We start from the raw sequence: 26,723 nt of genomic DNA on the forward strand, positions 1-26,723 counted from the left end.
CGACGAGACCAGAGAACGGCCTGCCAAAATGCGCCGGCCGTTGAATTCCGATGATGTATGGATCAACGGTTTCACTTTGCGCGTCGCATTGAAGCGCAGTAGAGCAGCGCCACGTTCAACTTCTCCCCAGCACGGCGGTCTCCGGAACATGCACAGCATCAAGCGGTTCATTCCCGCCACCTTCGTCGTCTTGTGGGCGACCGGCTTCATCGGCGCGCGCTATGCCATGCCATGGGCGGAGCCGTTCACCTTCCTTGCCGCGCGTTTCGTCATCGCCGCCGTCCTGCTGGCCGTCCTGATGCTGGTGCTGGGCTCGAAAAGAGCCACCCGCGAGGAGGCATTGCATGCCACCGGCGCCGGCATACTGATGCACGGCGTCTATCTCGGTGCCGTGTTCTGGGCCATCCACCACGGCATGCCGGCCGGCTTTTCGGCCCTGATCGTCGGCCTGCAGCCGCTGATCACGGCGGTGCTTGCCGGCAAGCTTCTCGGCGAGGCGATCCTGCCACGCCACTGGCTTGGCCTTGGAATCGGCCTCGTCGGCATCGTCATCGTGCTGTGGCCGAAGCTCGGCGCGCTCGGCGGCGGCGTAACAGCGGCGACACTGGCCGCCTCGCTGGTCTCGGTGCTCGGCATGAGCGCCGGCACCATCTGGCAGAAGCGCTTCGCATCCGGCGGCGACCTCGTCGCGGCGACCATGTGGCAATATGTCGGCGGCGCCTCGCTGATGCTCCTGGCTTCGCTCGCCTTCGAGACGCATTCGGTCGTCATCAACGGCGAATTGATCTTCGCCATGGCCTGGCTGGTGCTGGTGCTGTCGCTCGGCGCCATCTTCCTGCTGATGGTGATGATCCGCGACGGCGAGATGTCGAAAGTGGCCTCGCTGTTCTATCTTGTGCCGGCGGTGACGGCCATCATCGCCTGGGCCTTGTTCGACGAGCAACTCAACGTGCTGCAGATTGCCGGCATGGCGATCACCACATTCGGCGTCGGCCTGGCAACGGGCACGGCAGACAAAGGGTGGAATTGTAGAATTGAGGAATTGAGGAATTGAGGAATTGAGGAATTGAGGAATTGAGGAATTGAGGAATTGAGGAATTGAGGAAAATGGGGCCATCCGGTGCTGGGTGCCACTTCTTTAATTCTTCAATTCTTCAATTCTTCAATTCTCCAGTTCCCAAATCCTCCAATTCAGCCGTCATCCAACCCGGGCGCGGGCCTCCAGATAGCGGCTGATCGCGGCATTGAGCTCGCCGCCAAGGATGAAGATCGCCGAGACCATGTAGAGGAAGACCACGGCGATCATGATCGAGGCGAGGCCGGCATAGGTCGTCACGTAGGACGAGAAGTGGTCGAGATAGGTGGCGAAGACAGTCGAGCCGACAAGCCATCCGGACAGCGTGAAGATGATGCCCGGGACGATCGACACCAGGCGGCGCTTGCCCGCCGGCAACCAGAAATGGACGGCGAACAATCCGCCGACGATGACCGCCGAGGCGATCACATAACGCCACAGCGTGATGGTGCCCATATAGGGCTTGATCCAGTCGATATGGGCTTCGGCGAGCCGCGCCAGCAGCGGCGCGAACACCAGAAGCACGCTGATCGCCAGAAACCCGGCCGTTGCGATGAGCACGAAGATGATGCTCTGCACCCGGCGGTAGATGATGCCGCGCGTTTCCGAGACGCGATAGGCGCGGTTGAGCGACGTGCGCAGCGCCTCGATGCCGTTCGAGGCGAAGTAGGCGGCAAGCAGCACGCCATAGGTCAAGAGATCGGTGCGCCTGACGGTCAGCACATTGAGCACTTCGCGCGCGATCGGCTTGGCGATCTGCTCGGGCCAGGTGTCGAACACAAGGTGCACGGCCGTGTCTGAGAACGCCTGCGCGCCGAGGAAGCTCGCCAGCGTCGTGGCAAAGATCAGGAATGGGAACAGGGCCATCAACGATGTGATCGCCAGATGGCTGGCCATCGCCCAGCCGTCATCGGTGTTGAAATGGCCAAGCGCGTCGTAGAGGACCCGTTTGAGTGCAACGATCTTCCGCAACAAGAACCGTGCCCTCCAATTGTCTCCACGCCGGGAATATGGGAAGGGATTGCGGCAAATGGCAACCCTTGGCGAAACCACGAACAGTTCAACGCAAGAGTTGCGCCCGATCATCGTCACCGGCGCATCTTCCGGAATTGGTGCGTATTGCGCCCGTGCGTTAAAGGCGGAAGGCTGGCGGGTGTTCGCCACCGCGCGCAAGCCGCAGGACATCGCCGCCCTCGAGATCGACGGTATCGAGGCTTTCTATCTCGATTATTGCGAACCGGATTCCATCGCCGCGCTGGTGGCGGCGGTGCTCGACCGCACCGGCGGCAGGCTCGACGCCCTGTTCAACAATGGCGCCTATGCGCAAGGCGGCGCCGTCGAGGATCTGCCCGTTGCCGCGCTCAAGGAGCAGTTCGAGGCGAATTTCTTCGGCTGGCATGACCTGACCCGCCGGCTGGTGCCGGTGATGCGCCGCCAGGGGCACGGCCGCATCGTCCACTGCTCGTCGATCCTCGGTTTGATGCCAGTGCGTTTTCGCGGCGCCTATTCGGCATCGAAACACGCCTTGGAGGCCTTGATGCTCTGCCAGCGCCAGGAACTGGCCGGCAGCGGCATCCATGTCTCTCTGATCGAGCCCGGGCCGGTAAAGTCGAAAATCGCCAGCAACGCGCTGCCCTGGTTCTTGAAGCACATCGAGCACGAGACTTCAGTCCACCGCCTCGACTATGCGGCGCAACTGGAGCGGCTGCGGGCCGGCGGCAGTCAATCGGCCTTGAAACCCGGACCGGAGGTGGTTCATGCGGCGCTGCGCCATGCACTTCTGTCGCGGCGCCCGCGCCCGCACTATGTGGTAACAGTGCCGGCCAGAATCGGTGCGGCGCTCAAACGCATCCTGCCCGCTTCGATGCTCTATCGCCTGCTCGCCAAGCGAGCCTGAAGCCAAACAACTGGAAACGCAATAATGGCATCCGTCTTCAACATCCTCGCCATCCTGGTCATGGTCGCCGTGGTGATCGTCCTCGTTCGCGGCCTTATCAACATGATGCGAGGCGGTTCCGGCTTCACCTCGAACAAGCTGATGCAGACGCGCGTTCTGTTGCAGGCCGTGGCGCTGGCGCTGATCCTGCTTGCGGTGTATTTCACCCGCAAGTGAGATATCGGCTGCCGGGAGGCGACGTGGTCAAGCTCAACAAGATCTACACCCGCACCGGCGATGACGGCACCACGGGTCTCGGCACCGGCGAACGGCGACTGAAATCCGATCTGCGGGTGGACGCCTACGGCACCGTCGACGAGGCCAATGCCTGCATCGGCATCGCCAGGGTCCACACGGCATCGAGCCACCCCGCGATCGACGCCATGCTCTCCCGCATCCAGAACGATCTATTCGATCTCGGCGCGGATCTCGCCGTGCCCGACGACGGCAAGCCGCTGGGCTATGAGCCGCTTCGCATCGTCGCCGTGCAGACCGATCGGGTCGAGAAGGAGATCGACCTGCTCAACAAGGGGCTCCAGCCGCTCAAATCCTTCGTGCTCAATGGCGGCACACCGGCGGCCGCCGCCCTGCACCTCGCCCGCACCGTGGCACGGCGGGCCGAACGGCTGATGGTGGCCCTGGCCCAGGACCCGAACGAACACGTCAACAGCGACGGACTGAAATACATCAACCGCGTCTCGGATTTCCTGTTTGTCGCCGCCCGGGCGGTCAATGACAACGGAAACGCCGACGTGTTATGGGTTCCGGGCAAGAACCGCTGATTGTCGAAAGCCGAAGGGGCCTGCGGCATGTTCATCCCGCTCTACGATACCAACAGGCTGCGGCACATCAGGCTGCAATATGTGACGATCGGGCTGATCGCGGTCAACGCCCTGGTCTACCTCGCCACTGCGATCGGCGGCGAGAATTTCTCCAATGCCGCCGTGCTTGGCCTCGGCTTCATCCCCTCGGTCGTGCATGACACCGCCGAACTCGACCCGCGCTTTGTCGTCATCCCCGAAAGCCTGAGCTATCTCACCTATTCCTTCCTGCACGCCGACATCTTCCACCTCGGCGGCAACATGCTGTTCCTGTGGGTGTTTGGCGACAATGTCGAGGATGCGCTCGGCCACGTCCGCTATCTCATCTTCTACCTGTTGTGCGCCGTTGCGGGAGCGGCCTTCCAGGGGCTCGTCGCCTGGGATTCGCAGGTGCCGCTGATCGGCGCGTCCGGGGCCATCGCCGGCGTGGTCGTCGCCTATCTGATCCTTTATCCCAGAGTAAAGGTCTGGGTGCTGGCCTTTGCCCGCATCCCGTTGCGCATTCCGGCCTTCATCCCGCTCATTCTGTGGGTGCTGTTCCAGGTGGTGATGTTTGCCGCCGGCGGCGAGGATCAGATCTCCTGGGCCTGCCACATCGGCGGCATCATCGCCGGCGCCGTTCTGGTGCTCATATTGCGCAGCCGCGGTGTGCCGCTGTTTGCAGGCCCTGACGAAGATGTCGCGCCCAGCGCTCCCACCCAACAGCCGGTTGCTACGGAACCGCTGATCCCCGACCCACCCGCCGCGACACCGCGCTGGGGGCGAGGAAACGCGTCCAGCTCGGACTGAACCGATTTGAGCAGCTTGCGGCGTATTGACGTGCAGGGTTGCCGCAACTACGGAAACGTCTCCGCCGCAGCCTAAGGCGGTCAAAGACCAGAATTTCCATCCGGAATGTCGGCTTTCGACAACTCAGCAGGGGCGCAGGCTGCTATAGGCGCGCCCAACTATCTCAAGAGAGGTGACAGGCAAATGAAGATCCTTGTGCCCGTGAAGCGGGTTGTGGATGCGAATGTGAAGGTTCGCGTGAAGGCCGATGGTTCGGCGGTTGAACTCGCCAACGTCAAGATGGCGATGAACCCGTTCGACGAGATCGCTGTGGAAGAAGCAATCCGGCTGAAGGAAGCCGGCAAGGCGGAAGAGATCATCGTCGTGTCGATCGGCCCGCAGCAGGCGCAGGAAACCCTGCGCACCGCGCTCGCCATGGGCGCCGACCGCGCCATTCTGGTCAAGACCGACGAGCAGACCGAGCCGCTCGGCGTCGCCAAGGTGCTGAAGGGCGTGGTCGAGGCAGAGCAGCCCGGCCTCGTCATCCTCGGCAAGCAGGCGATCGACGACGATTCCAACCAGACCGGCCAGATGCTGGCGGCGCTTCTGGGCTGGGCGCAGGGCACCTTCGCTTCCAAGGTCGTGCTCGACGGCGACAAGGCCAAGGTGACGCGCGAAGTCGATGGCGGCCTGCAGACCGTGGAATTGAAGATGCCGGCGATCGTGACCGCCGACCTTCGCCTCAACCAGCCGCGCTATGCCTCGCTGCCCAACATCATGAAGGCAAAGAAGAAGCAGCTCGACGAGAAATCGCCCGCCGACTACGGAGCCGACGTCAAGCCGCGCCTCAAGGTCATCAAGACCGAGGAGCCAGGTGGCCGCAAGGCGGGCGTCAAGGTCAAGAGCGTCGCCGAACTGGTCGACAAGCTGAAGAACGAAGCCGGCGTGCTCTAGGAAATCCGATGAGGCCGGCCTGCAAACGGCCGGTTTCTCCGCTTCCGGTGCTCACGTACTGAAGTACGCTCCGCTCCGGTTCTCGAAACCAACCGTTTTCGACTCGGCCTGACCGGATTTCAGGGAGCCGCGAAACGAAAGTCAGGAATATCATCAATGGCTATTCTTCTGATTGCCGAACACGACAACGCCACCCTTTCCGACCAGACCGCCAAGGCGCTGTCGGCGGCCCTGCAGATCGGTTCGGACGTGCATGTGCTGGTGGCTGGCAAGAGCGCCAAGAGCGCAGCCGATGCTGCCGCCAAGCTGAAGGGCGTCACCAAGGTGCTGCTCGCGGAAGCCGACGAACTCGCCGAGCGTCTCGCCGAACCGACAGCGGCACTGGTCGTGTCGCTGGCAGGCGCCTACGACACCATCATCGCGCCGGCGACCTCGTCGGGCAAGAATGTCGCGCCGCGCGTGGCTGCCCTGCTCGACGTCGCGCAGGTCTCCGAAATCATCGAAGTGGTATCGCCCGACACCTTCAAGCGGCCGATCTATGCCGGCAACGCCATCCAGACGGTGCAGTCGAGCGACGCCAAGAAGGTGATCACTGTCCGCACCGCCTCCTTCCAGGCTGCCCCCGAAGGCGGCTCGGCGGCGGTCGAGACCGTCAAGGCGGCGACCAATCCCGACCTGTCCTCCTTCGTCGAAAACAAGCTTTCGGAGACCGACCGTCCGGAACTGACCTCGGCCAAGATCATCATCTCTGGTGGTCGCGCTCTCGGCTCGGCAGAGAAGTTCCAGGAAGTCATCCTGCCGGTCGCCGACAAGCTCGGTGCCGCCGTCGGCGCTTCGCGCGCCGCCGTCGATGCCGGCTATGCGCCGAACGACTGGCAGGTCGGCCAGACCGGCAAGGTCGTCGCCCCCGATCTCTACATCGCGGTAGGCATCTCCGGCGCCATCCAGCACCTCGCCGGCATGAAGGATTCGAAGGTCATCGTCGCCATCAACAAGGACGAGGAGGCGCCGATCTTCCAGGTTGCCGACTACGGCCTCGTCGGCGATCTCTTCGTCATCCTGCCGGAGTTGCAAAAGGCGCTTTGACGCTTTCTGCCAAAGCGTATTAAATAGTGAGGGCGGGGTAGACGAAGTCGCCCCGCCCTTTTAGTTTGCACCGCACAAAAAGCAGGCCGCAAAGGCATTTTGACGGGATCGGTGTAATGAGCAAGATCGAGACGATCGGCATCATCGGCGCGGGCCAGATGGGCGGAGGTATCGCCCATGTCTCCGCGCTTTCGGGCTACAAGGTGCTGATCTACGATATATCGCCCGACCGCATCGAGAAGGGCATCGCCACCATCAGCGGCAACATGGCCCGCCAGGTGGGTTCCGGCAAGCTCGAAGAGAAGGTGCGCAACGAAGCGATGGCGCGCATCTCTTCCGCGCCAGCGATGGCGGATCTTGCCGGCGCCGATCTGGTGATCGAGGCGGCGACCGAGGACGAGACCGTCAAGCGCAAGATCTACGCCCAGCTCTGTCCGCAGCTCAATCCCGAAGCCATCCTGGCGACCAACACTTCGTCGATCTCGATCACGCGGCTTGCCGCGCAAACCGACCGGCCGGAGCGGTTCATCGGCATACATTTCATGAACCCGGTGCCGCTGATGAAGCTGGTCGAACTGGTGCGCGGCATCGCCACCGAGGACCGGACCTTCGAGGCGGCCAAGACCTTTGTGAAGCAGCTCGACAAGACGATCACGGTCTCGGAGGATTTTCCGGCCTTCATAGTCAATCGCATCCTGCTGCCGATGATCAACGAAGCGATCTACACGCTCTATGAGGGTGTCGGCTCGGTCGACGCCATCGACACCGCCATGCGGCTCGGCGCCAACCATCCGATGGGGCCGCTGCAGCTTGCCGATTTCATTGGTCTCGATACCTGCCTGTCGATCATGCAGGTGCTGCACGACGGCCTGTCGGATTCGAAATACCGTCCTTGCCCCCTGCTGGTGAAATATGTCGAGGCCGGCTGGCTCGGCCGCAAGACCGGGCGCGGCTTCTACGACTATCGCGGCGAGCATCCCGTTCCGACGCGCTGATCAGATTCGCGTCAGCAGCAGGCTCTTTTCGGGACCGGTTCTGATCGAGACCGACAAACAGTTGCCGGGATGATCAAGGATTGGTGAGCACGTGCCGTGTTCGCGGTGACGCACTACCAGCGCACGAAAAACCGCCCGCCAAGCGCACCAAGCAGCGCCAGTACAGCGATCGCGATCGTGTACCAGGTAGCAACGAAAAGCGGCGAATCGTCGAAGCAATGGGCGGCGTAGAAGGTCGCCGACAGCCCGCCGGCGAGCAGGCCCGCGACCGCGCCTGCAAGCACCGGTCGTGTCGGCGCGCCGTAGCGCAGCATCCACAGGAAGATGGCAAGCGGTCCGATCCCGATCAAAGGGATGAATGTCATGCAGATCATCATGTTGGAGCCGACCATCCTTGTGCCCCACAGCGCCTCCGGCACCATGAAAAGCTCCAGAACCGCCGCCACGGCTACCAGCACCGGCGCCGCGGCCATCCAAGCCATTGCCCGACGCGTCGAAGCTCCCGGCGTCGACAAGTCGCGGATCAGGGCAAAGGCACTGACGGCAAGCACGATGGTGAAAACAAACTTGGAGAGAAAGCGCATCGTATGCGCGGCCGCCATGAAGTCCGGGCGCGGGCCGATGGTCAGCAGGAAAACGACGGCGGCGATCACCGCTGCAGCACCGGCGGCCATCCACCAGGCCGATTGCAACGGCATCGCCTTGCTACCGGCATCGGCGTCCAGCGCCTTGATGAGATCGTCCGTCCTCATGTCATTCCCGCCCGAATCGCTTGGCTATCGCGGCAAGTCCCCGATGCAGCGACACACGCACCGCCGTCTCGCTGATACCGAACCTTGCCGCCGTCTCTCCGATAGAGCGGCCTTCCACCGATACGGCTGAGACCACCGAGCGCTGTGCCGGCGACAGGCCATCCAAAGCCCGGTTGATGTCGCGCTCGCTGACGGTTTCCGTTTCCGGCTCGGCGAATGTCTCGGCGATATCGTCGATATCGATCTCGATGCGCCGTCCACGCCGCCGGAACGCGTCGATAAGCTTGAAGCGGGCGATTGCATAGATCCACGGCAACACCGGCGCGTCCTGGCGCCAGGTATGTCGTTTCACATGAATGGCCAGCAACGTTTCCTGCACGACATCCTCGGGATCGACCCCGCCCTGCACGATCTTGCGCCTGACAAAACCGCGCACCAGCGCGGCAATCCGGTGCAGAAAGTCGGCATAGGCCCTTTCATCTCCCGCGATCGCGGCCCGCATCAGCCGGGAAAGCTCGGCCTCGTTCTTGCCGCTCACAAGAGTTCACTCCCCCGATTTTCGCGTCTCGGCGCTGATTTGTTACGTGGCCGGCGAAATAATGTCCAAGCCAAACTAGCGGCAAATCACGAAACTTTGCAGGCGCTCGATCAAAATCAGCAAAGCAATGTTGACTATCCCGGTCAGGTATCGATAGGTGCAGCCCTGACAGACCGAAGACCCGCAGAACGAGGACATGCCATGAAATACGCCCTTTCCACCCTCGTCGGCGCCACCGCGCTGGCAATCATCCTGCTCGCCGGTCCGGCGATGGCGGAAGATGATGGCATCATTGTTTACAACGCCCAGCACGAGAGCCTGACCAAGGCGTGGGCCGAAGGCTTCACCAAGGAGACCGGCATCAAGGTAACCGTGCGCAATGGCGGCGACAGCGATTTCTCGAACCAGATCGTCGCCGAGGGCGCTGCTTCGCCCGCAGACGTGTTCCTGACGGAAAACTCGCCAGCCATGGTGCTGGTCGAAAATGCCGGCCTGTTCGCGCCGGTCGAAGCCGACACGCTGGCCCAGGTTCCCCAGGACTATCAGCCGGCCAGCGGCAAATGGGTCGGCGTCGCGGCGCGCAGTACGGTCTTTGCCTATAACAAGACCAAGCTAAGCGCCGACCAGCTACCCAAGTCGATGCTTGACCTCGCGGATCCGAGCTGGAAGGGCCGTTGGGCCGCTTCACCATCGGGCGCCGATTTCCAGGCCATCGTCAGTGCGCTGCTGCAGCTCAAGGGCGAGGCCGCCACGGCGGACTGGCTGAAGGCGATGAAGACCAACTTCACCGCCTACAAGGGCAACAGCACGGTGATGAAGGCGGTCAACGCCGGCGAAATCGAAGGCGGCGTGATCTACCATTATTACTATTTCGGCGATCAGGCCAAGACCGGCGAAAACAGCAAGAATGTCGCGTTGCACTATTTCAAGAGCCAGGATCCGGGCGCATTCGTTTCGATCTCCGGTGGCGGTGTGCTGGCTTCGAGCAAGCATCCGAAGGAAGCCCAGGCCTTCCTGAAATGGGTGACCGGCAAGGGCGGCCAGGACGTGCTGAAGACCGGCGATTCCTTCGAATACGCGGTCGGCAAGGGTGCGGAGTCCAACCCGAAGCTGGTACCGCTCGCCGATCTGCAGGCGCCAAAGGTCGATGCCACGAGGCTGAACTCCAAGAAGGTCACCGACCTGATGACGGCAGCCGGCTTGCTTTAGTTGACATTCCTCCTAAAAGGACAACCGACCACGCTCCCGCGGAAATTCGCCTTCCGCGGGAGTGATTTTGTTTTTCGAGATGGCATTCGTCGATGACGACACGCTGTGTTCCCGACCGCGATCGCGGTCCTTCAATTGCTGCCGCTGGACGCCAACGGCGTGGCGTCTGACCTGATGCAGTCTGCGGTCGATCTTGCGCGCTCGGGCCTGCCTTCGGGCACAGGCCGAAGGTCTCGGCGGCGCGTACCGCTTTGGCTGGTCATCGTCGCTATCTTCGTTGCGCTGCTGGCGCTGCTGCCGCTCGCCTTCATCATCTGGATCGCAGTGCAGACCGGCTGGGAAACCGTCTCGGCGCTGGTCTTCCGGGCACGTGTCGGCGAGCTTCTGGTCAACACTGTCCTGCTGGTGCTGCTCTGCGTGCCGATCACCATCGTGCTGTCGGTTGCACTGGCCTGGCTGACCGAGCGCAGCAACCTGCCGGGCGCCCGGTTCTGGGCGTGGCTGTGCGTGGCGCCGCTCGCCATTCCCGCTTTCGTGCACAGCTATGCTTGGATCACCATGGTGCCAGGACTGCACGGCCTGTGGGCCGGCGTCCTGATTTCCGTGATCGCCTATTTCCCCCTCCTGTATCTGCCGGTGTCGGCGGCGCTGCGCCGTCTCGATCCCGCCCTCGAGGACGCCGCCGCCGCACTCGGCCTTGGGCCCCGGCGCGTGTTTTGGCGTGTCGTGCTGCCGCAATTGCGGCTCGCGATCTGCGGCGGCTCGCTGCTGGTCGGTCTGCATCTGCTGGCTGAGTACGGCCTCTATGTCTTCATCCGCTTCGACACCTTCACCACGGCGATCGTCGACCAGTTCCAGTCGACCTTCAACGGGCCGGCTGCCAACATGCTGGCCGGCGTACTGGTAAGCTGCTGTTTCGTGCTGCTCGGCCTCGAAGTGCTGGTGCGCGGCGAGGAGCGCTATGCCCGCGTCGGCTCGGGCGCCGCGCGCTATCAGCAGCGCACAAGCCTCGGACGGGCCACCGGACCTTGCCTGGCCTTGCTTGTCGTCACCACGCTGCTGGCGCTTGGCGTGCCTTTCGTCACCATTGGCGGCTGGCTTGCCGCCGGCGGCGCGGCTGTCTGGCGCTTCGACGAGATAGGGCTGGCGCTTGGCCAAACGCTGTTCCTGGCGCTCGCCGGCGCATTGCTCGCCACGGTCGCCGCCATGCCGATGGCCTGGATCTCGATCCGCGCGCCGGGGCCATTGCAGCGCCTGCTGGAGGGCTGCAACTACATCGTCGGCTCGTTGCCGGGGGTCGTCATTGCGCTGGCGCTGGTCACCATCACCGTGCGCATCGCGTTTCCGCTCTACCAGACCCTGTTCACCATCCTGATGGCCTATGCGCTGATGTTCCTGCCGCGCGCGCTGGTCAGCCTGCGCGCGTCGATCGCGCAGGCACCTGTCGAACTCGAACGGGCAGCTTCCAGCCTCGGCCGGCCGCCGCTGCAGGCGCTGTGGTCGACCACGATCCGCCTGTCGGCGCCAGGTGCAGCAGCCGGCATGGCGCTCGTGGCACTCGGCATCATGAACGAACTGACCGCCACCCAGATGCTGGCGCCGAACGGCACCCGCACGCTGGCGATGGCGTTCTGGTCCTACAGCAGCGAGATTGATTATGCCTCTGCGGCACCTTACGCCTTCATCATGGTGGCCATGTCGCTTCCCTTGACCTGGCTGCTTTATGTCCAGTCGAAACGGATGGCCGGACGATGAGCTTTCTCGAGATCAGCGGCCTGCACAAGCATTACGGCCCGGTCGCGGCGCTTGCTGGCGTCGACCTCAGCGTCGCCAGTGGCAGCCGCACGGCGATTGTCGGCCCATCGGGCTGCGGCAAGACGACCCTGCTGCGGCTGATCGCCGGCTTCGAGGCCCCGGATCGGGGCCGCATCATGCTCGACGGCGAGGTTCTGGCCAATGGTGACGGTGCCGTGCCGGCACATCGCCGCGGCATCGGCGTGGTGGCGCAGGACGGCGCCCTGTTCCCGCATCTGACCATCGGCGACAATATCGGCTTCGGCATGGCGCGTGGCGAAGAAAAGCGCACCGAGCGCATCGTCGAGCTCGCCTATATCGTCGGGCTCGACAAGGCGATCCTCAAACGCCGCCCGCACGAACTCTCCGGCGGCCAGCAGCAGCGCGTTGCGCTGGCCCGCGCCATGGCGATGAAGCCCAGGCTGATGCTTCTTGACGAGCCGTTCTCGGCGCTCGATACCGGCCTGCGCGCCTCGATGCGCAAGGCGGTGGCCGAGCTTCTGGAAACCGCCGGCATCACGACCATCCTGGTGACGCACGACCAGGCCGAAGCGCTGTCCTTCGCCAGTCAGGTCGCGGTGATGCGCGACGGCAAGTTCTCGCAGATCGGTACGCCACGCGAACTCTATTTCAAGCCGAAGGACAGGATGATCGCCGAATTCCTCGGCGACGCCATCATCCTGCCGGCAAAGATATCCGCTGGCTTCGCCAGCTCGCCGCTCGGCCGCATCGCGGTCGACACCAACGACAGCCGCGACGTTGCCCGCATCATGCTGCGGCCGGAGCAGATCGCGCTGAAAAGAACGTCGCGCGAGGGCATGTCGGGCACTTCGGACATGCTGTTCGGCGAAGTGACGGAATCGGAATTCGCCGGCTCGATGTGCACGGTCGCGGTGCGGCTTCTGAACAACGCCGATCCGCCCGATGCGGCCGCGATCGGCAACACGCCGCTGGTGCTGCGCAAACCGGGCATGGACGCGCCGGCGGTCGGCGAGATCGTCCGGCTGACCGTGTCGGGAAAGGCGCATGTCTTTGCCTGAACGCCGACGCGTAGGACATATCGTTCGGATTAGCCGACGCGCTTTCCGGCGTGATCGAACCAATGCAGCTTTTCTGCCTTGGCAACCACGCGCAACTGATTGCCGACCGTAGCGGTCGCGCGACCAGCGACACGCACGATGATGCTGCTGCCACCCGCGGCACAGTGAAGAAAACTCTCGGCACCTACCGGTTCGACGGCCGCGACCAGCGCCGGCAGGACGAGTGCGCCGGACGGCGCCTCCGCATTGAAGGTAACGTCGGCATCCTCGGGCCGAAAACCGACTGTCGCGGCTCTTGCCTGCTCAGGCGCGAAGGCAATCGCCGTGCCGTCAGCTAGCATCGGGCCCGAGGAGCCTGCGGTCAACGCCAGGAGATTCATCGGCGGCGCGCCGATGAAGGAAGCGACGAACGTCGAAGCCGGTTTCTCGTAGACGTCGAGCGGCGCCCCCATCTGCTCGACCAGTCCGGCATTCATGACAACGAGGATGTCGGCCAGCGTCATCGCCTCGAGCTGGTCGTGGGTGACATAGACCGACGTGACGCCGAGCGAGCGCTGCAGGTTCTTGATCTCGACCCGCATCTGGCCGCGCAATTTGGCATCGAGATTGGAGAGCGGCTCGTCGAACAGGAAAACGCGCGGGTTGCGCACAATGGCACGGCCCATGGCGACCCGCTGGCGCTGGCCGCCGGACAGCTCGCGCGGGCGTCGGTCGAGCAGTGTTGAAAGTTCCAGCACCTTCGCCGTCGAACGGACCCGGCTGTCGATCTCGTCTTTCGGCGTGCCGCGGTTGCGCAACCCGTAGGCCATATTGTCGTAGACCTTCATATGCGGGTAGAGCGCATAATTCTGGAACACCATGGCGATGTCACGCTCGGTCGGGCCGATGGAGTTGACGATCTTGCCGTCGATCGCAACCGTTCCCGAGGAGATGGTTTCGAGCCCGGCGATCATTCTGAGCAGCGTGGACTTGCCGCAGCCGGATGGGCCGACCAGCACGCAAAGCTGCTTGTCGGGAACGGCGATGGAAACCCCCTTCACGGCCTCGAAGCCGCTCGGGTAGACCTTCTTAACGTCCTTCAGATCGACGGTCGCCATCAGCTTCTCACTTTTCGGAATCGACTAGGCCGCGAACGAACCAGCGTTGCATCAGCACCACGACCAGGATCGGCGGCACGATGGCCAGCATCGCTGTGACCATGACCAGGTGCCATTGCGTATCGGCATCGGCGAAGGAGACCATCTTCCTGAGCGCGATGACGATCGTATTCATGTTGTTGCTGTTGGTGACAAGCAACGGCCATAGATACTGTGTCCAGCCATAGATGAAGAGGATGACGAACAGCGCGGCAATGTTTGTGCGCGACAATGGCAACAGGATATCGAAGAAGAAGCGCCACGGCCCTGCACCGTCTACACGCGCCGCCTCCACGAGTTCACCTGGAATTGTCATGAAAAACTGTCGAAACAGCAATGTGGCGGTGGCCGAGGCGATCAGCGGGATGATCAGGCCGGCGTAGGTGTCGATCATGCCGAGATCGACCATCACCTTGTAGGTGGGCAGGATGCGCACCTCAACGGGAAGCATCAGGGTGATGAAGATCAGCCAGAAGAAGACCATCCGCAGCGGAAAACGGAAGAACACGATCGCATATGCCGACAGGATCGAGATGAAAATCTTCCCCACCGCGATGCCGAGCGCCATGACCGTGGTGTTGAGCAGCAATCGACCGACACTGACGCCGCCGATGCGGCCGACACCGCCGAACAGCGCTTCGCTATAATTGTTCCAGAACTGATCGCCGGGCAGGAGCGGCAATGGCGGCTTAAGGATCGTTTGCAGCGTCTGCGTCGAGGCAACGAATGTGTAGTAGATCGGGAAGGCGACGATCAATATGCCGAGGATGAGCACGGCATGGGCGAGGAAAATGCGAGACGAGGACTGACCGATCATCGCTTGCCTCAGCCGTAATGGACTTTGCGTTCCACGTAGCGGAACTGGATGGCGGTGAGCGAGATCACGATGATCATCAGGATGACCGACTGCGCCGCCGAGTCACCGAGGATCAGATTGACGAAGCCGTCATTGTAGACCTTGTAAACCAGCGTCTCAGTCGCCTTGCCCGGACCGCCGCCGGTGACGGCATGGACGATGCCGAACGTGTCGAACAGGGCATAGACGGTGTTGACGACCAGCAGGAAGAAGGTCGTCGGCGCAAGCAGCGGGAAGACGATGGTCCAGAATCGCTTGGTCTCGCCGGCCCCGTCCATGGCCGCCGCTTCGATCAAGGTTTTCGGCACCGCCTGCAGGCCTGCGACGAAGAACAGGAAATTGTAACTGATCTGCTTCCAGGCAGCGGCGGACACCAGCAGGATCATGGCGTGGGTGCCGTTGAGCAGCGGATCCCAGGCGATGCCGAAACTTCTCAGCATGTAGGCCAGCGACCCGATCGACGGATTGAAGAGGAACAGCCACAGCATACCGGCAATCGCCGGCGCCACCGCGTAGGGCCAGATCAACAGCGTGCGGTAAAGACCTTTGCCGCGCACCACCTTCTCTGCCATGACCGCGAGCAGGAGTGCCACGCACATGGCGACGATAGCGGTCGCAAGGGAAAACACCACCGTCACCTTGATCGAGTTGAGGTAGGCTGGATCGGCAAGCACCTTCCTGAAATTGGCAAACCAGACGAACCTGGTCCTCAGTCCGAACGGGTCCTGCCTGAGCATGGACTGATAGAACGCCTGACCGGCCGGCCAGTAGAAAAAGACGAGCGTGATGGCAAGTTGCGGTGCCACCAAGAGGTAGGGGAGGACCTTGTTGGGAAAGACGACGCGAGGGGTCAAGGAGCCACTCCGGGCTGGTTAGTCGGGTGGCACCATATGGTGCCCTTCTCTGTCAAAGGTGGCATTGATGGACGTTTCGGATTCGGCAGCATCGACAATTGGCGAAATCACAGCAAATCTCCCCCTCTCCGGGGGGAGATCCCTGACAGGACGGTGGGTGCGCAGTAGAACAAGGACTTTTGCGCCCGCTTTAGTTCCCCAGCGCTTCCTTGATCGCGGCATTGCCGCGTGTGACCGCATTGTCGAGCGCCTGCTGCGCGGTTTGCTGGCCGGCGAGCATCTTCTCGAACTCCTCGTTCTGGATATCGCGCACCTGCGGCAGATTCGGCAGACGTACGCCCTTCGAATTGTCGGTCGGCGCCTTACCCGTCATCTGCAGGATCGGGGTCTCGCGACCGACGTTCTTGTCATAGAAACCGGATTTCTTGGTCGCTTCATAGGCCGCCAGCGTTACCGGCAAATAGCCCGACTTCTGGTGCAGGTACTCCTGCACGTCGGTCTTCGACAAATAGGCGAAGAAAGCAGCCACTCCCTTGTATTCCTCGTCGGATTTGTCCGCGAAAACCCACAGGCTGGCGCCACCCGGCGTCGTGTTCTGCGGCGCGCCCTTGGCGTCGCTGTCATAGGGCAATTGGCCGATGCCGTAATTCATGCCGGACTTGACGATATCGCCGAGCCCGCCGGAGGATTCGGTCATGATCCCGCATTCGCCAGCAAGGAAGATCTGCTTGGCTTCGGAGGTGCGCCCGCCATATTTGAAGGTGCCGTCCTTGGCGAGGTCTGCGAGCGCCTGGAAGTGATTGACGAAAATCGGCGCATTGATCTTGAGTTCGACATCGCCGCCGGCCAAGCCATTCTGCTGGGTGGCCCATGGCACATCATTCCAGGCAGCGAAATTCTCCAGATGGATCCAGGTCAGCCAGGTCGAGGTGTAGCCGCAGGCGGCCGCGCCGCTCGCCTTGATCTTCTTGGCATCTTCCCACACCTCATTCCAGGTCTTGGGTGGGCTGCCGACGTCGAGACCAGCCTTCTGGAAGATGTCCTTGTTGTAATAAAGGATCGGCGAAGAGGAGTTGTAGGGGAAGGACAGCATGGTGCCGTCCGGCTTCGAATAATAGCCGACGATGCCTGGCAGGTATTGGCTCTTGTCAAAGGTCATTCCAGCGCTGGTCAATACATCGGCTGCCGGCTTGATTGCGCCTTCGGCTGCCATCATCACGCCGGTGCCGACGTCGAACACCTGGATAATGTCGGGCGCCTGGCCGGCGCGGTAGGCGGCGATGCCGGCATTCAGCGTCTCGGGATACGTGCCCTTGAACACCGGAACGAGCTCATAATCGCTCTGGCTGGCATTGAAATCCTTGGAGATCTTGTCGACGACCTCGGCATTGGCGCCAGTCATGGCGTGCCACCAGCTGATCTGCGTGACAGCAAAAGCGGAGGCGGTGGAAAGCAGCGTAAAGGTGGCGGCAACACCGGCCGCGAAGCCGAAGGACTTCATGTTTCATCTCCCGTTTGTCATTGGCGAAAGGGGCACTCCCGCACAGGCAATATGTGTCGGTCATGACAATCAGACAACGGCTTTGTTGCAGATCGATGAACTTCATCTCTGCCTGAAGCAATGCTCGCCTCCCCGTAACAGACTACGGCAAAGCAATGGCGTTAGCCGACTTAGCGCGACAACGAACAGCGCAGGGACCGTCTTCAGGACCGGGCTCCGCCAAGCTGGTTTTCGGGTATGACAATGCTGATTACAGCTGCAGCAGCCGTGAAACGGTGAGTTGCTCTAAAGGCTTTCGGGTTTGAGCACCGTCTCGACCAGTCTCCTGGCATCCGGCCCCGACCATTCGGCCGGGCCGTTCATATGGGCGAGCAGGCAGCCCTCGCCGTCGATCAGCATGGTGACGGGAAGGCCGAGCGCCAGGCCGCGCTTCTTGAGGTCGTTGAACAGCGCCATCGTCGAATCCCTGTAGTAGCCGAGCGTCGCGACGCCGGTATCCCTGAGGAACTTCTTCGGCTTCACATCGTCGCCGGCATCGACATTGACGGCGACCACCTGAAAGGCGTCGCTGCCCTTTTCCTTCTGCAGTGCATCGAGCGCCGGCATTTCGGCACGGCACGGCGCGCACCATGTCGCCCAGAGATTGAGCAGCACGGTCTTGCCGGCAAGGTCGGCAAGCGTCATCGGCTTGCCGTCCGGACCGTTAGAGGCGAGGCTTTTCAAGGATTGCGGCGGATCGGCCGGCAACAGTGCAGCGACTTCACCGGTGGCCGAGGCCGCGATCTTTTTGGCACGGTCGCTCTTGGCGGCGCAGGCGACATCGTCCTTGCTGTCACCGACGGCTGCTTGTGCCGGTGCATTGTTGCCAGACCGGCTCTCGCTGACATATACCGCGACCGCGCCGGCCAGCGCGCCCGCCACCAAGGCGGCGAGGATCAGGCGCGGGGCCGGGAAGAATTTATTACCGTCTGCCATTTTCTCAGAAGTGCTCCGAATCACGGGTTATAGCCATGAGCGACAAGAAGACCAGCAACCAGATGTGGGGCGGACGTTTTGCCTCGGGTCCGGCCGCGATCATGGAAGCGATCAACGCGTCGATCTCCTTCGACCGAAAACTCTATGCGCAGGACATCAAAGGCTCGATCGCCCATAGCGAGATGCTGGCGCAGACGGGCATTATTTCGGCGGCCGATCAAGAAAAAATCGCTCACGGGCTGAACACGATCCTGAATGAGATCGAGGCCGGAAGCTTCGAGTTCTCGACCCGGCTCGAAGACATCCACATGAACATAGAGGCCCGCCTTGCCGACCTGATCGGCCCGGCCGCCGGCCGGCTGCACACCGCACGCTCGCGCAACGACCAGGTGGCGGTGGATTTGAGGTTGTGGGTCAAGGACGAGTGCTTTCGCGTCGCCGAGGCGTTGAAAGGGCTGATCAAGGCGCTGCTGGAGCGGGCCGAGGAGCATGCGGCGACGGTGATGCCGGGCTTCACCCATATGCAGGCGGCGCAACCGGTGACCTTCGGCCATCACTGCATGGCCTATGTCGAAATGTTTTCGCGTGACCTGTCGCGCGTGCGCGATGCGATCGAGCGGATGGACGAAAGCCCGCTCGGCGCCGCGGCCCTCGCCGGCACCAGCTTCCCGATCGACCGCTACCGGACCGCCAAGGCGCTCGGCTTCCGCGAGCCGATGCGCAATTCGCTGGACAGCGTCTCTGATCGCGATTTCGCGCTGGAGTTCCTCGGCATGGCGGCGATCTGCGCCACGCATCTGTCGCGGCTGGCCGAGGAGATCATCATCTGGTCGACGCCGCAGTTCGGCTTCGTCAGGTTGTCGGACTCGTTTTCCACCGGCTCCTCGATCATGCCGCAAAAGAAGAACCCCGATGCCGCCGAACTGGTGCGCGGCAAGACCGGCCGCGTCACCGGCCATCTGGTCGGCCTGCTGACGGTGATGAAGGGCATGCCTTTGACCTACGGTAAGGACATGCAGGAAGACAAGGAATCGGTGTTTGACGCCGCCGAGACGCTCGACCTGATGCTGGCGGCGATGACCGGCATGGTTTCGGACATGACGGTCAACGCCGCCGCGATGAAAAAGGCCGCCGGCTCCGGCCACGCGACAGCGACCGATCTTGCCGACTGGCTGGTGCGCACGCTCGGCCTGCCATTCCGCGAGGCACATCATATCACCGGCCGGGCGGTGGCGCTGGCCGAAGAGAAGAAGGTCGGGCTGGAGAGGCTTTCGCTGGAGGATTTGCAGTCGATCAATCCCGGCATCACGGCGGACATATTTTCGGTGCTGGCTGTGCAGAACTCGGTCAAGAGCCGCACCAGTTTCGGCGGCACGGCGCCGTCAGAAGTGAGGAAGCAGATCCGCGCCTGGAAAAAGCGACTGGCGAAAGCGTGATGCCGGATATTGCGGCCAGCAATATCGCTCATATTGCAGCCAGCAATATCTCGGGGTGCAATACGCCGAGAACTCGGCTAAAAGCGGCGGCTGGCAAAAGTTTCAGACGGATGGATCGATGACCGGAAGCAGGATTTTGGTGACGCTCGCGCTTCTGGTGGCGATGGCGGCCGTTTCGGCCTGCGGCAGGAGGGCCGGTCTCGACACGCCCTATGAGGCAGCCGTGCAAGCGCGCAAGGATGCCTCCAAGGCCCATCAGCCTGTGCCGCCGGAGCCGGAAAAACCGGTCGTGGACAAGAAGTTCATCCTCGACCCGCTGATCTAGAACCGATGAGGCTGGGGTTGGTCTTTCTAAACCCGATCTCATCGCGCTCCAACTTCCCGGAACCACTCTCGTGAACCATTTCGACTACCGCGACGGCGTGCTGAATGCCGAGGACGTGGCGATCCCCGATATCGCCGCACAGGTCGGCACGCCGTTCTACTGCTATTCGACGGCCACCTTGACCAGGCACTACCGGGTGTTCGCGCAGGCCTTTGCCGGGCTCGACGCGCTGGTCTGCTATGCCATGAAGGCCAATTCCAACCAGGCCGTTCTGCGGACGCTGGCGAAGCTCGGCGCCGGCGCCGACGTGGTTTCGGAAGGTGAATTGCGCCGGGCGCTGGCCGCCGGCATCCCGGCCGGCAAGATCCTGTTTTCGGGCGTCGGCAAGACCGCGCGCGAAATGGACTTTGCCCTTGCCGCCGGCATCCTGTGCTTCAACGTCGAATCCGAGCCTGAACTCGAGCTGCTATCGGCCCGAGCCGTGGCGCTTGGCAAGGTGGCGTCGATCTCGCTGCGCATCAATCCCGATGTCGACGCCAAGACCCACAAGAAGATTTCCACCGGCAAGGCCGAGAACAAGTTCGGCATTCCGTGGCAGCGGGCGCGTCAAGTCTACGCCCGCGCGGCAAAGCTTCCCGGCATCAAGATCACCGGCATCGACACCCATATCGGCAGCCAGATCACGGAGCTGCAGCCTTTCGACGACGCCTTCGCCCTGCTTGTCGATCTGGTCGGCGCGCTGCGCACTGACGGCCATGCCATCGAGCATATCGATCTCGGCGGCGGCCTCGGCATTCCCTACCGCGTCGACAACAACCCGCCGCCCCTCCCCGATGCCTATGCCCAGATCGTCAGGAAGCATGTCACCAAGCTCGGGCTGAAGGTGATGTTCGAGCCGGGCCGGCTGATATCAGGCAATGCCGGCATCCTCGTCTCGGAAGTGATCTTCGTGAAGGAGGGCGACGCCAAGAACTTCCTGGTCGTCGACGCCGCCATGAACGATCTCATCCGGCCGACGCTCTACGATGCTTTCCACGACATCCGTCCGGTCGTCCAGCCGCCTGCCGACGCGCCGCGCATGATGGCCGACGTGGTCGGCCCGGTCTGCGAGACCGGCGACTATATCGGCCTCGACCGCGATCTGCCCAGGCTGAAGGCCGGCGACCTGATTGCCGTCTTCACCGCAGGCGCCTATGGCGCGGTGCAGGCCGGCACCTATAACACTCGCCTGCTGGTGCCGGAGGTGCTGGTTGATAGCGACCGCTTCCACGTCGTGCGTCCGCGCCTGACCTATGACGACCTGATCGGGCTGGATTCCGTGCCCGATTGGCTCGCATAGAGGTGTCGGAAACATACTTACCCGTCACAGGGAGCAGATCATGGCGAACGGCAACACCGTCACACGCGAGCGCATTGCCGCGATGGAACCGCGCATCCGCCCCTATATCAGGCGCACACCGGTGCTGCGCGTCGACATGGCCGACTTCGACCGGCCGCCGCTGACGATCGACCTGAAGCTCGAATGCCTGCAGCACTCCGGCTCGTTCAAGGCACGCGGCGCCTTCACCAATCTCCTGGAACGGCCGGTTCCCGAGGCCGGTGTCGTCGCCGCGTCGGGCGGCAACCATGGTGCTGCCGTCGCCTATGCCGCCATGCGGCTTGGCCACAAGGCGACCATCTTCGTTCCAGAAGTGAGTCCGCCGGCCAAACTGGAGCGGATCCGCTCCTACGGCGCCGATCTGATTGTCGGCGGCGCCCGCTATGCCGAGGCACTGGCCGCCAGCGAACGCTTCGCCGAGGAAACCGGCGCCTTGCAGATCCATGCCTTCAACCAACAGGAGACGCTGATCGGCCAGGGCACGCTCGGGCTGGAAATCGAGGGCGATTTGCCCGACATCGACACGCTGCTGGTCGCTGTCGGCGGCGGCGGCTTGATCGGCGGCATCGCTGCCTGGTTTGCCGGCCGCATCCGCATCGTCGCCGTCGAGCCGGAAGGGGCGCCGACGCTTTACCGGGCGTTTGAAGCCGGGCACCCCGTCGATGCGCCAGCAGAGGGCATCGCCGCCGATTCGCTGGCGCCAAAGCGTGTCGGCGAGATGATGTTCCCGATCGCCGAGGCCTTTGTCGAACGCTCGATCCTGGTCAGCGACGACGACATCATCGCCGCGCAAAAGGCGCTGTGGAACCGGGTGCGCATCATCTCCGAGCCGGGTGGCGCCGCCGCCTTTGCCGCGATCCTGTCCGGCCGCTATGCGCCGGTGCCGGGCGAACGCGTCGCGGTGCTGGTCTGCGGGGCAAATGCCAACCCCGCAACTTTCTGGCTGCAACCGGTGGAACTATAACGGCGGCCTTCACGTTTTCGCAAACTGCCTCGCCTTTGCCGTGTTTGCTGGTATTCTTCGAGTCGTGAGGCTTGGGCTATCCTGCCCGCCCACAGCATGACCCCAAAAGGGAATCCGGTTTCCGGACAGATCATGCAGGAGACAGAGTCCCATCCCGGTTCTTTCGGGATGAAATAGGAGGAAGGGCCGATGACGCAACGACCCACCTTCAACGGCAACCGCGGCCTGGCCGGGCGCCTCGCCTTGAGCCGGCTGGCGACGCGGGTCTCGATGATGGTCGAGCGTGGCTGGCCGTTGCTGCTTCCGCTCGTCATCGTCGCCAGCCTGTTCCTCAGCGCCTCATGGCTCGGTATCTTCACCCGGCTGCCGGATATGGCGCGCATCGGCCTTGTCGCCGCCTTCGCGATCGCGGCACTGGCCGCGCTCTACCCGCTGCGTTTCTTGCGCATCCCTGGTGCCGCCGAAATCGACCGCCGCATCGAGGCGGCCAATCAATTGCTGCACAGCCCCGTGCTGGTGCAGACCGACCGGCCTAGCGGCAGGGAAAGCAGCTTCTCGCAGGCGCTCTGGCGCGAGCACCAGAAGCGCATGGCCGGAAAGCTTGACAGCCTCGGCGCCGACCTGCCGCGCACGCGCGTGCCGGAACGCGACCCTTGGGGGCTGCGCGCGGTGGCAGCACTTTTGCTCGTTACCGCCTTCGCCTTCTCCTTCGGGCCGACGGGCGGCAGGATCAGCGACGGGTTCAAAGCCCATGGCGCACATGATGCCGTGCCGCCGCGCATCGACGCCTGGGTGACGCCACCGGCCTACACCGGCAAGCCGCCGATCTTCCTGACGGCCGACGCCAACCAGGCGACCCCGACCTTCACCATTCCCGAAGGCAGCGATGTTTCGTTGCGCGTGACCGGCGGTTCGGGCGAGGAAACGCTTGCCTACGCCGACAAGAGTGGCAATTCCCGCGCCATCGACCCGGCCGGCCCGCAGGCCGCCGCCACGGCCAAGCCGGCGGCAAGCCCGGCAACGCCGTCCAAGATACGCCAGTTCACCGGCAAGCTGACCGGTGACGGCACGCTGACGCTGACATCGGGCGAGGATCAGCTCGGCCGCTGGGCCTTTGCGGTCATAGCCGACAAGCCGCCGCAGATCCGCTTCGTCGGCGAGCCGAAGCGCGCCGCCAACGGCGCCTTCGAACTCAACTACCAGATCGACGACGACTATGGCGCCGCCACCGCCAAGGCGGTTTTCGCGCTTGCCGATCAACAGGCACCGAATGCCCATCCGCTCTATGGTCCGCCCGAAATGCCGCTTTCGCTGCCGCGCCGCGGCGGCAAGTCGAATGCCGCCAGGACCTCCAAGGACCTGACGGAACATGTCTGGGCCGGCAGCAGCATAAAGCTGACGCTGGTTGCCACCGACGACGCCGGCCACACTGCATCGAGCGAAACCAAGACGCTGCCGATGCCGGAACGGCCATTCGCCAATCCGCTGGCACGGGCCGTGATCGAGCAGCGCCGCCTGCTCGCGCTCGACGCCAATACCAAGCCGCGCGTGCTCGACCTGATGGACGCCATCACGCTGCGGCCGGAAGACACATTCGACAACATGTCCCACTATCTCGCCATCATGAGCGCCCGCAGCCGGTTGAAGATGGCCGACAGCGACGATCAATTGCGCAACGAGGTCTCCTATCTCTGGGAAATTGCGCTCGGCATCGAGGAAGGCAACCTCTCGGCCGCGGAAAAGCGGCTGCGCCAGGCGCAGCAGGCACTGCAGGACGCCATCAAGAATGGTGCCAGCGACGCTGAAATCGAAAAGGCGATGAAGGAACTGCGCGAGGCGATGAACCAGTTCCTGCAGGAATTCGCGGAGCGCGCCAAGCAGAATCCCAACGCCCCGCAAATGCAGCAGAACGGGCAGGAACTGCGCCAGAGCGATATCGACCGCATGATGGACCAGATCGAGAATCTGGCGAAGTCGGGCGACCGCGACAAGGCGCAGGAATTGCTGTCGCAACTTCAGGACATGATGAACAATCTGCAGGCCGGCCGGCAGCAGCAAGGCGGCCAGCAGGACAGCGAGATGCGCCAGCAGATGGACAAGCTCGGCGATATCCTGCGCCGCCAGCAGGAGATGATGAACGATACCTTCCGCATGGACCAGATGCAGCGCGGCGAACGCCAGCGCGGACAGAACCGCGACGAACAGCTCGGCCAGGACGAGCAACAAGGTCAATCCGGCGAAAACGGCAAGCCGAACGAGGGCGGCCAGCCGAAGCCGATGACACCGCAGGAATTCGCAGATGCGCTGAAGCAGTTGCAGCAAGGTCAGGGCCAGCTGAAAAGCGACCTCGAGCAGCTGAAGAAGGGCCTTGAAGGCATGGGCATGCAGCCCAACGAAGGATTTGGCGAGGCCGGCAAGTCGATGGGCAATGCCGAACAGGCGCTCGGCGAGGGCGAAGGCGATGCGGCCGTCGGCCATCAGGGCCGGGCGCTGGAAGCGCTGCGCAGGGGCGCCAAGGACATGATGAAGCAGATGCAAGCCATGCAAGGCGACCAGGGCGGCAGCGAGAAAGGCGGTCGCCAGCAGAACGCCGATCGTGATCCGCTCGGCCGGCCGCGCGCCAGCCAGGGTCCCGACTTCGGCGATTCGGTGAAGGTGCCCGACGAGATCGACGTGCAGCGTGCCCGTCAGATTCTGGAAGCGATCCGCAAGCGGCTCGGCAACGCGCTGAGCCCCGACATCGAACGCAGTTATCTGGAACGGCTGCTGGAGTTGAAATAGAGCAATTTCAAGAAAGGTGTGAAGCGGTTTTCCGTCCGGAATTGCGACAAGACATAGGGATTGCCGCCCCGCCTCCACCCCACCTGAAGACCCTCTCGAACGGTTGCACCACCATGCCCAAACTTGGCGCCGTCACCCCCATCCTGCGCATCTTCGATATTGCCAAGGCGCGTGAATTCTATGTCGGCTTCCTCGGTTTCGAGGTGCAGTGGGAACATCGCTTCGAAGACGACGCACCGCTCTACATGGCGGTCGGCCGCGACGGCTGCGTCCTGCATCTCAGCGAACATCACGGCGACGGTGCACCCGGCATTGCCATGCGCATCAAGGTCGAGGACATCACCGCACTGCATCGCGAACTGATCGGCAAAAAATACCGCTTCGCCAGGCCGGGCCTGGAAGAGACGCCATGGAAGACCCGTGAGGTATCGGTCGCCGACCCATTCGGCAACCGCCTGCATTTCTACGAGGATGCCGCGGGTTGATCCTGCCTGTTGACGAACGCTTCGCGGATTGCCTCCTGCATGCCGTCGATCGCCTCACCTGAGGCATTGGGGTTGCGGTGCATCACCACATTCGAGGAATCGATGTCGCCGAACCCGTCCGCGGCCGTCAGTTCGCGACAGCCGCTTGGGATGTTGCTGCGCGAAATCGGCGCGATCGCCAGTCCGGAGGTGACGGCGAGCTTGAGGCCGCCAGTGGTGTCGCTGGTATAGGCGACACGATAGGCAAGATTGCGCTGCTCCAGTGACTTGATGGCGAAGTCCTTGCACCAGCCGGCCCGGTTGTAGAGCGCGATCGGCACAGGCTGCTCCTCATGCATATGGTGCAGGGTCGATGTCACCCACACGGTCGGATCGTGCATCAGCACTTCGCCGCCGGCAGGATCCTGCCATTCGAACACTACGCACAGATCGAGTTCTCCGGCGGCGAGCGCCGCTATCTGTGCCCCTGAATGCGCATAGCGCACCGTGACCTCGACCTGCGTGTGACGCTTCGAAAACGCACCGAGCGCGCGCGACAGGATAGCGTGGCCATACTCCTCCGGAATGCCGATGCGCACCGGCCCGCCAAGCGGCGCCGCCGCCATCGAAGCCGCCGTCTCATCGAGCAGCGAGACGATGCGGCGGGCATTGACGATGAGTTCGCCGCCGCGCCGCGTCAGCGCGACGCCGCGCGAACCGCGCTCGAACAAGCTGTCGCCGATCAGCTCTTCGAGCTTCTTCATCTGCATCGATACCGCAGACTGAGTGCGGCCGGCCTGCTCCGCTGCCCTGGTGAAATTGCCCGCCTCCGCAATTGCCACGAAGGTGCGCAGGAGGTCGCTGTCGAGGGTCGGTCGCATGAAATCAGCCATAAGGAAATTTGATCGCTGGTATCATTTCAATTCGTTTGCAACATGTCAAACCCAGGATGATAGTGGCCTCACCCATTGGATATGCGGCTGCGAAATCAGCCGCGGACCAATCAAGAGTCCTCACTCGTGCCCGCTGCCCGAAACGGTGGCGGGTTCTTTTTACCCGCAAGCGACAGCTTCGGATCGTATACG

The 26,723-nt window shown here is 63.0% G+C and carries 26 protein-coding genes; 17 read left to right on the forward strand and 9 right to left on the reverse strand.

Annotated features, from left to right (window positions below; translation table 11 throughout):
• The first annotated feature begins 148 nt into the window (after window positions 1-148).
• Window positions 149-1,054 (forward strand): DMT family transporter, encoded by a 906-nt coding sequence (locus NKJ90_RS16225; RefSeq protein ID WP_023757205.1) that lies wholly within the window; start codon window positions 149-151, stop codon window positions 1,052-1,054.
• Window positions 1,055-1,198: 144 nt separating this feature from the next.
• Here NKJ90_RS16225 and NKJ90_RS16230 read toward each other — a convergent pair whose 3' ends face one another.
• Complete coding sequence (locus NKJ90_RS16230) at window positions 1,199-2,050, reverse strand: YihY/virulence factor BrkB family protein (RefSeq protein WP_032906951.1); 852 nt, start codon at window positions 2,048-2,050, stop codon at window positions 1,199-1,201.
• A gap of 55 nt (window positions 2,051-2,105) precedes the next feature.
• Between NKJ90_RS16230 and NKJ90_RS16235 the strand changes: the two genes are divergently transcribed.
• The 7 genes from NKJ90_RS16235 to NKJ90_RS16265 all read left to right on the forward strand — a co-directional run bounded on the left by NKJ90_RS16235 (window position 2,106) and on the right by NKJ90_RS16265 (window position 7,635).
• Window positions 2,106-2,972, forward strand: coding sequence for an SDR family oxidoreductase (locus tag NKJ90_RS16235; protein WP_352486349.1), 867 nt, complete (start codon window positions 2,106-2,108; stop codon window positions 2,970-2,972).
• Window positions 2,973-2,996: 24 nt separating this feature from the next.
• The gene (locus NKJ90_RS16240) at window positions 2,997-3,188 is read left to right on the forward strand and encodes a twin transmembrane helix small protein (protein WP_023757208.1); all 192 of its coding nucleotides are present in this window, start codon (window positions 2,997-2,999) and stop codon (window positions 3,186-3,188) included.
• A 23-nt stretch (window positions 3,189-3,211) separates the two neighbouring features.
• The gene (locus tag NKJ90_RS16245) at window positions 3,212-3,793 is read left to right on the forward strand and encodes a cob(I)yrinic acid a,c-diamide adenosyltransferase (RefSeq protein WP_023757209.1); all 582 of its coding nucleotides are present in this window, start codon (window positions 3,212-3,214) and stop codon (window positions 3,791-3,793) included.
• Between the two features lie 27 nt (window positions 3,794-3,820).
• Entirely contained in the window at window positions 3,821-4,621 is an 801-nt protein-coding gene (locus tag NKJ90_RS16250) for a rhomboid family intramembrane serine protease (RefSeq protein WP_023757210.1), read from the forward strand.
• Window positions 4,622-4,804: 183 nt separating this feature from the next.
• The gene (locus tag NKJ90_RS16255) at window positions 4,805-5,554 is read left to right on the forward strand and encodes an electron transfer flavoprotein subunit beta/FixA family protein (protein ID WP_023757211.1); all 750 of its coding nucleotides are present in this window, start codon (window positions 4,805-4,807) and stop codon (window positions 5,552-5,554) included.
• A gap of 156 nt (window positions 5,555-5,710) precedes the next feature.
• On the forward strand, window positions 5,711-6,640 hold the full coding sequence (locus NKJ90_RS16260) for an electron transfer flavoprotein subunit alpha/FixB family protein (RefSeq protein ID WP_352486350.1): 930 nt from the start codon (window positions 5,711-5,713) through the stop codon (window positions 6,638-6,640).
• Between the two features lie 116 nt (window positions 6,641-6,756).
• A complete protein-coding gene (locus NKJ90_RS16265; protein ID WP_023757213.1) occupies window positions 6,757-7,635 on the forward strand; it encodes a 3-hydroxybutyryl-CoA dehydrogenase in 879 nt (292 codons plus the stop codon).
• A 113-nt stretch (window positions 7,636-7,748) separates the two neighbouring features.
• Here NKJ90_RS16265 and NKJ90_RS16270 read toward each other — a convergent pair whose 3' ends face one another.
• A complete protein-coding gene (locus NKJ90_RS16270) occupies window positions 7,749-8,387 on the reverse strand; it encodes an NrsF family protein (protein ID WP_023757214.1) in 639 nt (212 codons plus the stop codon).
• Between the two features lies 1 nt (window position 8,388).
• Window positions 8,389-8,925, reverse strand: coding sequence for a sigma-70 family RNA polymerase sigma factor (locus NKJ90_RS16275; protein WP_023757215.1), 537 nt, complete (start codon window positions 8,923-8,925; stop codon window positions 8,389-8,391).
• A gap of 201 nt (window positions 8,926-9,126) precedes the next feature.
• On the opposite strand from NKJ90_RS16275, the gene NKJ90_RS16280 reads away from it, so the two are divergent.
• The 3 genes from NKJ90_RS16280 to NKJ90_RS16290 all read left to right on the forward strand — a co-directional run bounded on the left by NKJ90_RS16280 (window position 9,127) and on the right by NKJ90_RS16290 (window position 12,968).
• Window positions 9,127-10,134, forward strand: a complete 1,008-nt coding sequence (locus NKJ90_RS16280) for an iron ABC transporter substrate-binding protein (RefSeq protein ID WP_023757216.1) — start codon at window positions 9,127-9,129, stop codon at window positions 10,132-10,134.
• Window positions 10,135-10,308: 174 nt separating this feature from the next.
• Entirely contained in the window at window positions 10,309-11,889 is a 1,581-nt protein-coding gene (locus NKJ90_RS16285; RefSeq protein WP_023757217.1) for an ABC transporter permease, read from the forward strand.
• Window positions 11,886-12,968, forward strand: a complete 1,083-nt coding sequence (locus NKJ90_RS16290; protein WP_023757218.1) for an ABC transporter ATP-binding protein — start codon at window positions 11,886-11,888, stop codon at window positions 12,966-12,968. The genes NKJ90_RS16285 and NKJ90_RS16290 overlap by 4 nt, the downstream gene beginning before the upstream one ends.
• A 29-nt stretch (window positions 12,969-12,997) precedes the next feature.
• Here the strand turns inward: NKJ90_RS16290 and ugpC are convergent, their stop codons facing one another.
• From ugpC to tlpA, 5 genes are all read right to left on the reverse strand, one after another.
• Window positions 12,998-14,065 (reverse strand): sn-glycerol-3-phosphate ABC transporter ATP-binding protein UgpC, encoded by a 1,068-nt coding sequence (ugpC, locus tag NKJ90_RS16295; protein ID WP_023757219.1) that lies wholly within the window; start codon window positions 14,063-14,065, stop codon window positions 12,998-13,000.
• 7 nt (window positions 14,066-14,072) lie between these two features.
• Window positions 14,073-14,921: a sn-glycerol-3-phosphate ABC transporter permease UgpE gene (gene ugpE / locus NKJ90_RS16300; RefSeq protein WP_352486351.1), complete on the reverse strand. Its 849-nt coding sequence runs from the start codon at window positions 14,919-14,921 to the stop codon at window positions 14,073-14,075.
• Between the two features lie 8 nt (window positions 14,922-14,929).
• A complete protein-coding gene (gene ugpA / locus NKJ90_RS16305; protein ID WP_023757221.1) occupies window positions 14,930-15,814 on the reverse strand; it encodes a sn-glycerol-3-phosphate ABC transporter permease UgpA in 885 nt (294 codons plus the stop codon).
• Between the two features lie 190 nt (window positions 15,815-16,004).
• Complete coding sequence (ugpB, locus tag NKJ90_RS16310) at window positions 16,005-17,315, reverse strand: sn-glycerol-3-phosphate ABC transporter substrate-binding protein UgpB (RefSeq protein WP_352486353.1); 1,311 nt, start codon at window positions 17,313-17,315, stop codon at window positions 16,005-16,007.
• A 285-nt stretch (window positions 17,316-17,600) separates the two neighbouring features.
• Window positions 17,601-18,290, reverse strand: a complete 690-nt coding sequence (tlpA, locus tag NKJ90_RS16315) for a thiol:disulfide interchange protein TlpA (protein WP_352486355.1) — start codon at window positions 18,288-18,290, stop codon at window positions 17,601-17,603.
• 35 nt (window positions 18,291-18,325) lie between these two features.
• Between tlpA and argH the strand changes: the two genes are divergently transcribed.
• From argH to NKJ90_RS16345, 6 genes are all read left to right on the forward strand, one after another.
• Complete coding sequence (gene argH, locus NKJ90_RS16320) at window positions 18,326-19,726, forward strand: argininosuccinate lyase (protein ID WP_023757224.1); 1,401 nt, start codon at window positions 18,326-18,328, stop codon at window positions 19,724-19,726.
• A 118-nt stretch (window positions 19,727-19,844) separates the two neighbouring features.
• A complete protein-coding gene (locus NKJ90_RS16325; RefSeq protein ID WP_023757225.1) occupies window positions 19,845-20,051 on the forward strand; it encodes a hypothetical protein in 207 nt (68 codons plus the stop codon).
• 70 nt (window positions 20,052-20,121) lie between these two features.
• Window positions 20,122-21,390, forward strand: a complete 1,269-nt coding sequence (gene lysA / locus NKJ90_RS16330; protein WP_352486356.1) for a diaminopimelate decarboxylase — start codon at window positions 20,122-20,124, stop codon at window positions 21,388-21,390.
• A 40-nt stretch (window positions 21,391-21,430) separates the two neighbouring features.
• Window positions 21,431-22,393 carry a threonine/serine dehydratase gene (locus NKJ90_RS16335; RefSeq protein ID WP_023757226.1) on the forward strand — a complete coding sequence of 321 codons (963 nt, stop codon included), beginning with the start codon at window positions 21,431-21,433 and terminating at the stop codon, window positions 22,391-22,393.
• A gap of 189 nt (window positions 22,394-22,582) precedes the next feature.
• On the forward strand, window positions 22,583-25,174 hold the full coding sequence (locus tag NKJ90_RS16340; protein ID WP_023757227.1) for a TIGR02302 family protein: 2,592 nt from the start codon (window positions 22,583-22,585) through the stop codon (window positions 25,172-25,174).
• Between the two features lie 113 nt (window positions 25,175-25,287).
• The gene (locus NKJ90_RS16345; RefSeq protein WP_023757228.1) at window positions 25,288-25,659 is read left to right on the forward strand and encodes a glyoxalase superfamily protein; all 372 of its coding nucleotides are present in this window, start codon (window positions 25,288-25,290) and stop codon (window positions 25,657-25,659) included.
• Here NKJ90_RS16345 and NKJ90_RS16350 read toward each other — a convergent pair.
• Window positions 25,638-26,519: a LysR family transcriptional regulator gene (locus tag NKJ90_RS16350; protein WP_023757229.1), complete on the reverse strand. Its 882-nt coding sequence runs from the start codon at window positions 26,517-26,519 to the stop codon at window positions 25,638-25,640. The genes NKJ90_RS16345 and NKJ90_RS16350 overlap by 22 nt on opposite strands.
• Window positions 26,520-26,723: the final 204 nt, after the last annotated feature.

It is taken from the genome of Mesorhizobium sp. M0051, assembly GCF_040323235.1.
GTDB lineage: Bacteria > Pseudomonadota > Alphaproteobacteria > Rhizobiales > Rhizobiaceae > Mesorhizobium.

Coding starts and splice junctions, on each gene's coding strand:
- NKJ90_RS16255 (WP_023757211.1), top strand. CDS start 4,805: ATGAAGATCCTTGTGCCCGTGAAGCGGGTTGTGGATGCGAATGTGAAG.
- NKJ90_RS16325 (WP_023757225.1), top strand. CDS start 19,845: ATGACCGGAAGCAGGATTTTGGTGACGCTCGCGCTTCTGGTGGCGATG.
- argH (WP_023757224.1), top strand. CDS start 18,326: ATGAGCGACAAGAAGACCAGCAACCAGATGTGGGGCGGACGTTTTGCC.
- NKJ90_RS16350 (WP_023757229.1), bottom strand. CDS start 26,519: ATGCGACCGACCCTCGACAGCGACCTCCTGCGCACCTTCGTGGCAATT.
- NKJ90_RS16235 (WP_352486349.1), top strand. CDS start 2,106: ATGGCAACCCTTGGCGAAACCACGAACAGTTCAACGCAAGAGTTGCGC.
- NKJ90_RS16240 (WP_023757208.1), top strand. CDS start 2,997: ATGGCATCCGTCTTCAACATCCTCGCCATCCTGGTCATGGTCGCCGTG.
- NKJ90_RS16285 (WP_023757217.1), top strand. CDS start 10,309: ATGCAGTCTGCGGTCGATCTTGCGCGCTCGGGCCTGCCTTCGGGCACA.
- ugpC (WP_023757219.1), bottom strand. CDS start 14,065: ATGGCGACCGTCGATCTGAAGGACGTTAAGAAGGTCTACCCGAGCGGC.
- NKJ90_RS16250 (WP_023757210.1), top strand. CDS start 3,821: ATGTTCATCCCGCTCTACGATACCAACAGGCTGCGGCACATCAGGCTG.
- NKJ90_RS16290 (WP_023757218.1), top strand. CDS start 11,886: ATGAGCTTTCTCGAGATCAGCGGCCTGCACAAGCATTACGGCCCGGTC.
- NKJ90_RS16335 (WP_023757226.1), top strand. CDS start 21,431: ATGGCGAACGGCAACACCGTCACACGCGAGCGCATTGCCGCGATGGAA.
- NKJ90_RS16345 (WP_023757228.1), top strand. CDS start 25,288: ATGCCCAAACTTGGCGCCGTCACCCCCATCCTGCGCATCTTCGATATT.
- NKJ90_RS16280 (WP_023757216.1), top strand. CDS start 9,127: ATGAAATACGCCCTTTCCACCCTCGTCGGCGCCACCGCGCTGGCAATC.
- NKJ90_RS16340 (WP_023757227.1), top strand. CDS start 22,583: ATGACGCAACGACCCACCTTCAACGGCAACCGCGGCCTGGCCGGGCGC.
- NKJ90_RS16225 (WP_023757205.1), top strand. CDS start 149: ATGCACAGCATCAAGCGGTTCATTCCCGCCACCTTCGTCGTCTTGTGG.
- ugpB (WP_352486353.1), bottom strand. CDS start 17,315: ATGAAGTCCTTCGGCTTCGCGGCCGGTGTTGCCGCCACCTTTACGCTG.
- ugpE (WP_352486351.1), bottom strand. CDS start 14,921: ATGATCGGTCAGTCCTCGTCTCGCATTTTCCTCGCCCATGCCGTGCTC.
- NKJ90_RS16270 (WP_023757214.1), bottom strand. CDS start 8,387: ATGAGGACGGACGATCTCATCAAGGCGCTGGACGCCGATGCCGGTAGC.
- tlpA (WP_352486355.1), bottom strand. CDS start 18,290: ATGGCAGACGGTAATAAATTCTTCCCGGCCCCGCGCCTGATCCTCGCC.
- NKJ90_RS16265 (WP_023757213.1), top strand. CDS start 6,757: ATGAGCAAGATCGAGACGATCGGCATCATCGGCGCGGGCCAGATGGGC.
- NKJ90_RS16260 (WP_352486350.1), top strand. CDS start 5,711: ATGGCTATTCTTCTGATTGCCGAACACGACAACGCCACCCTTTCCGAC.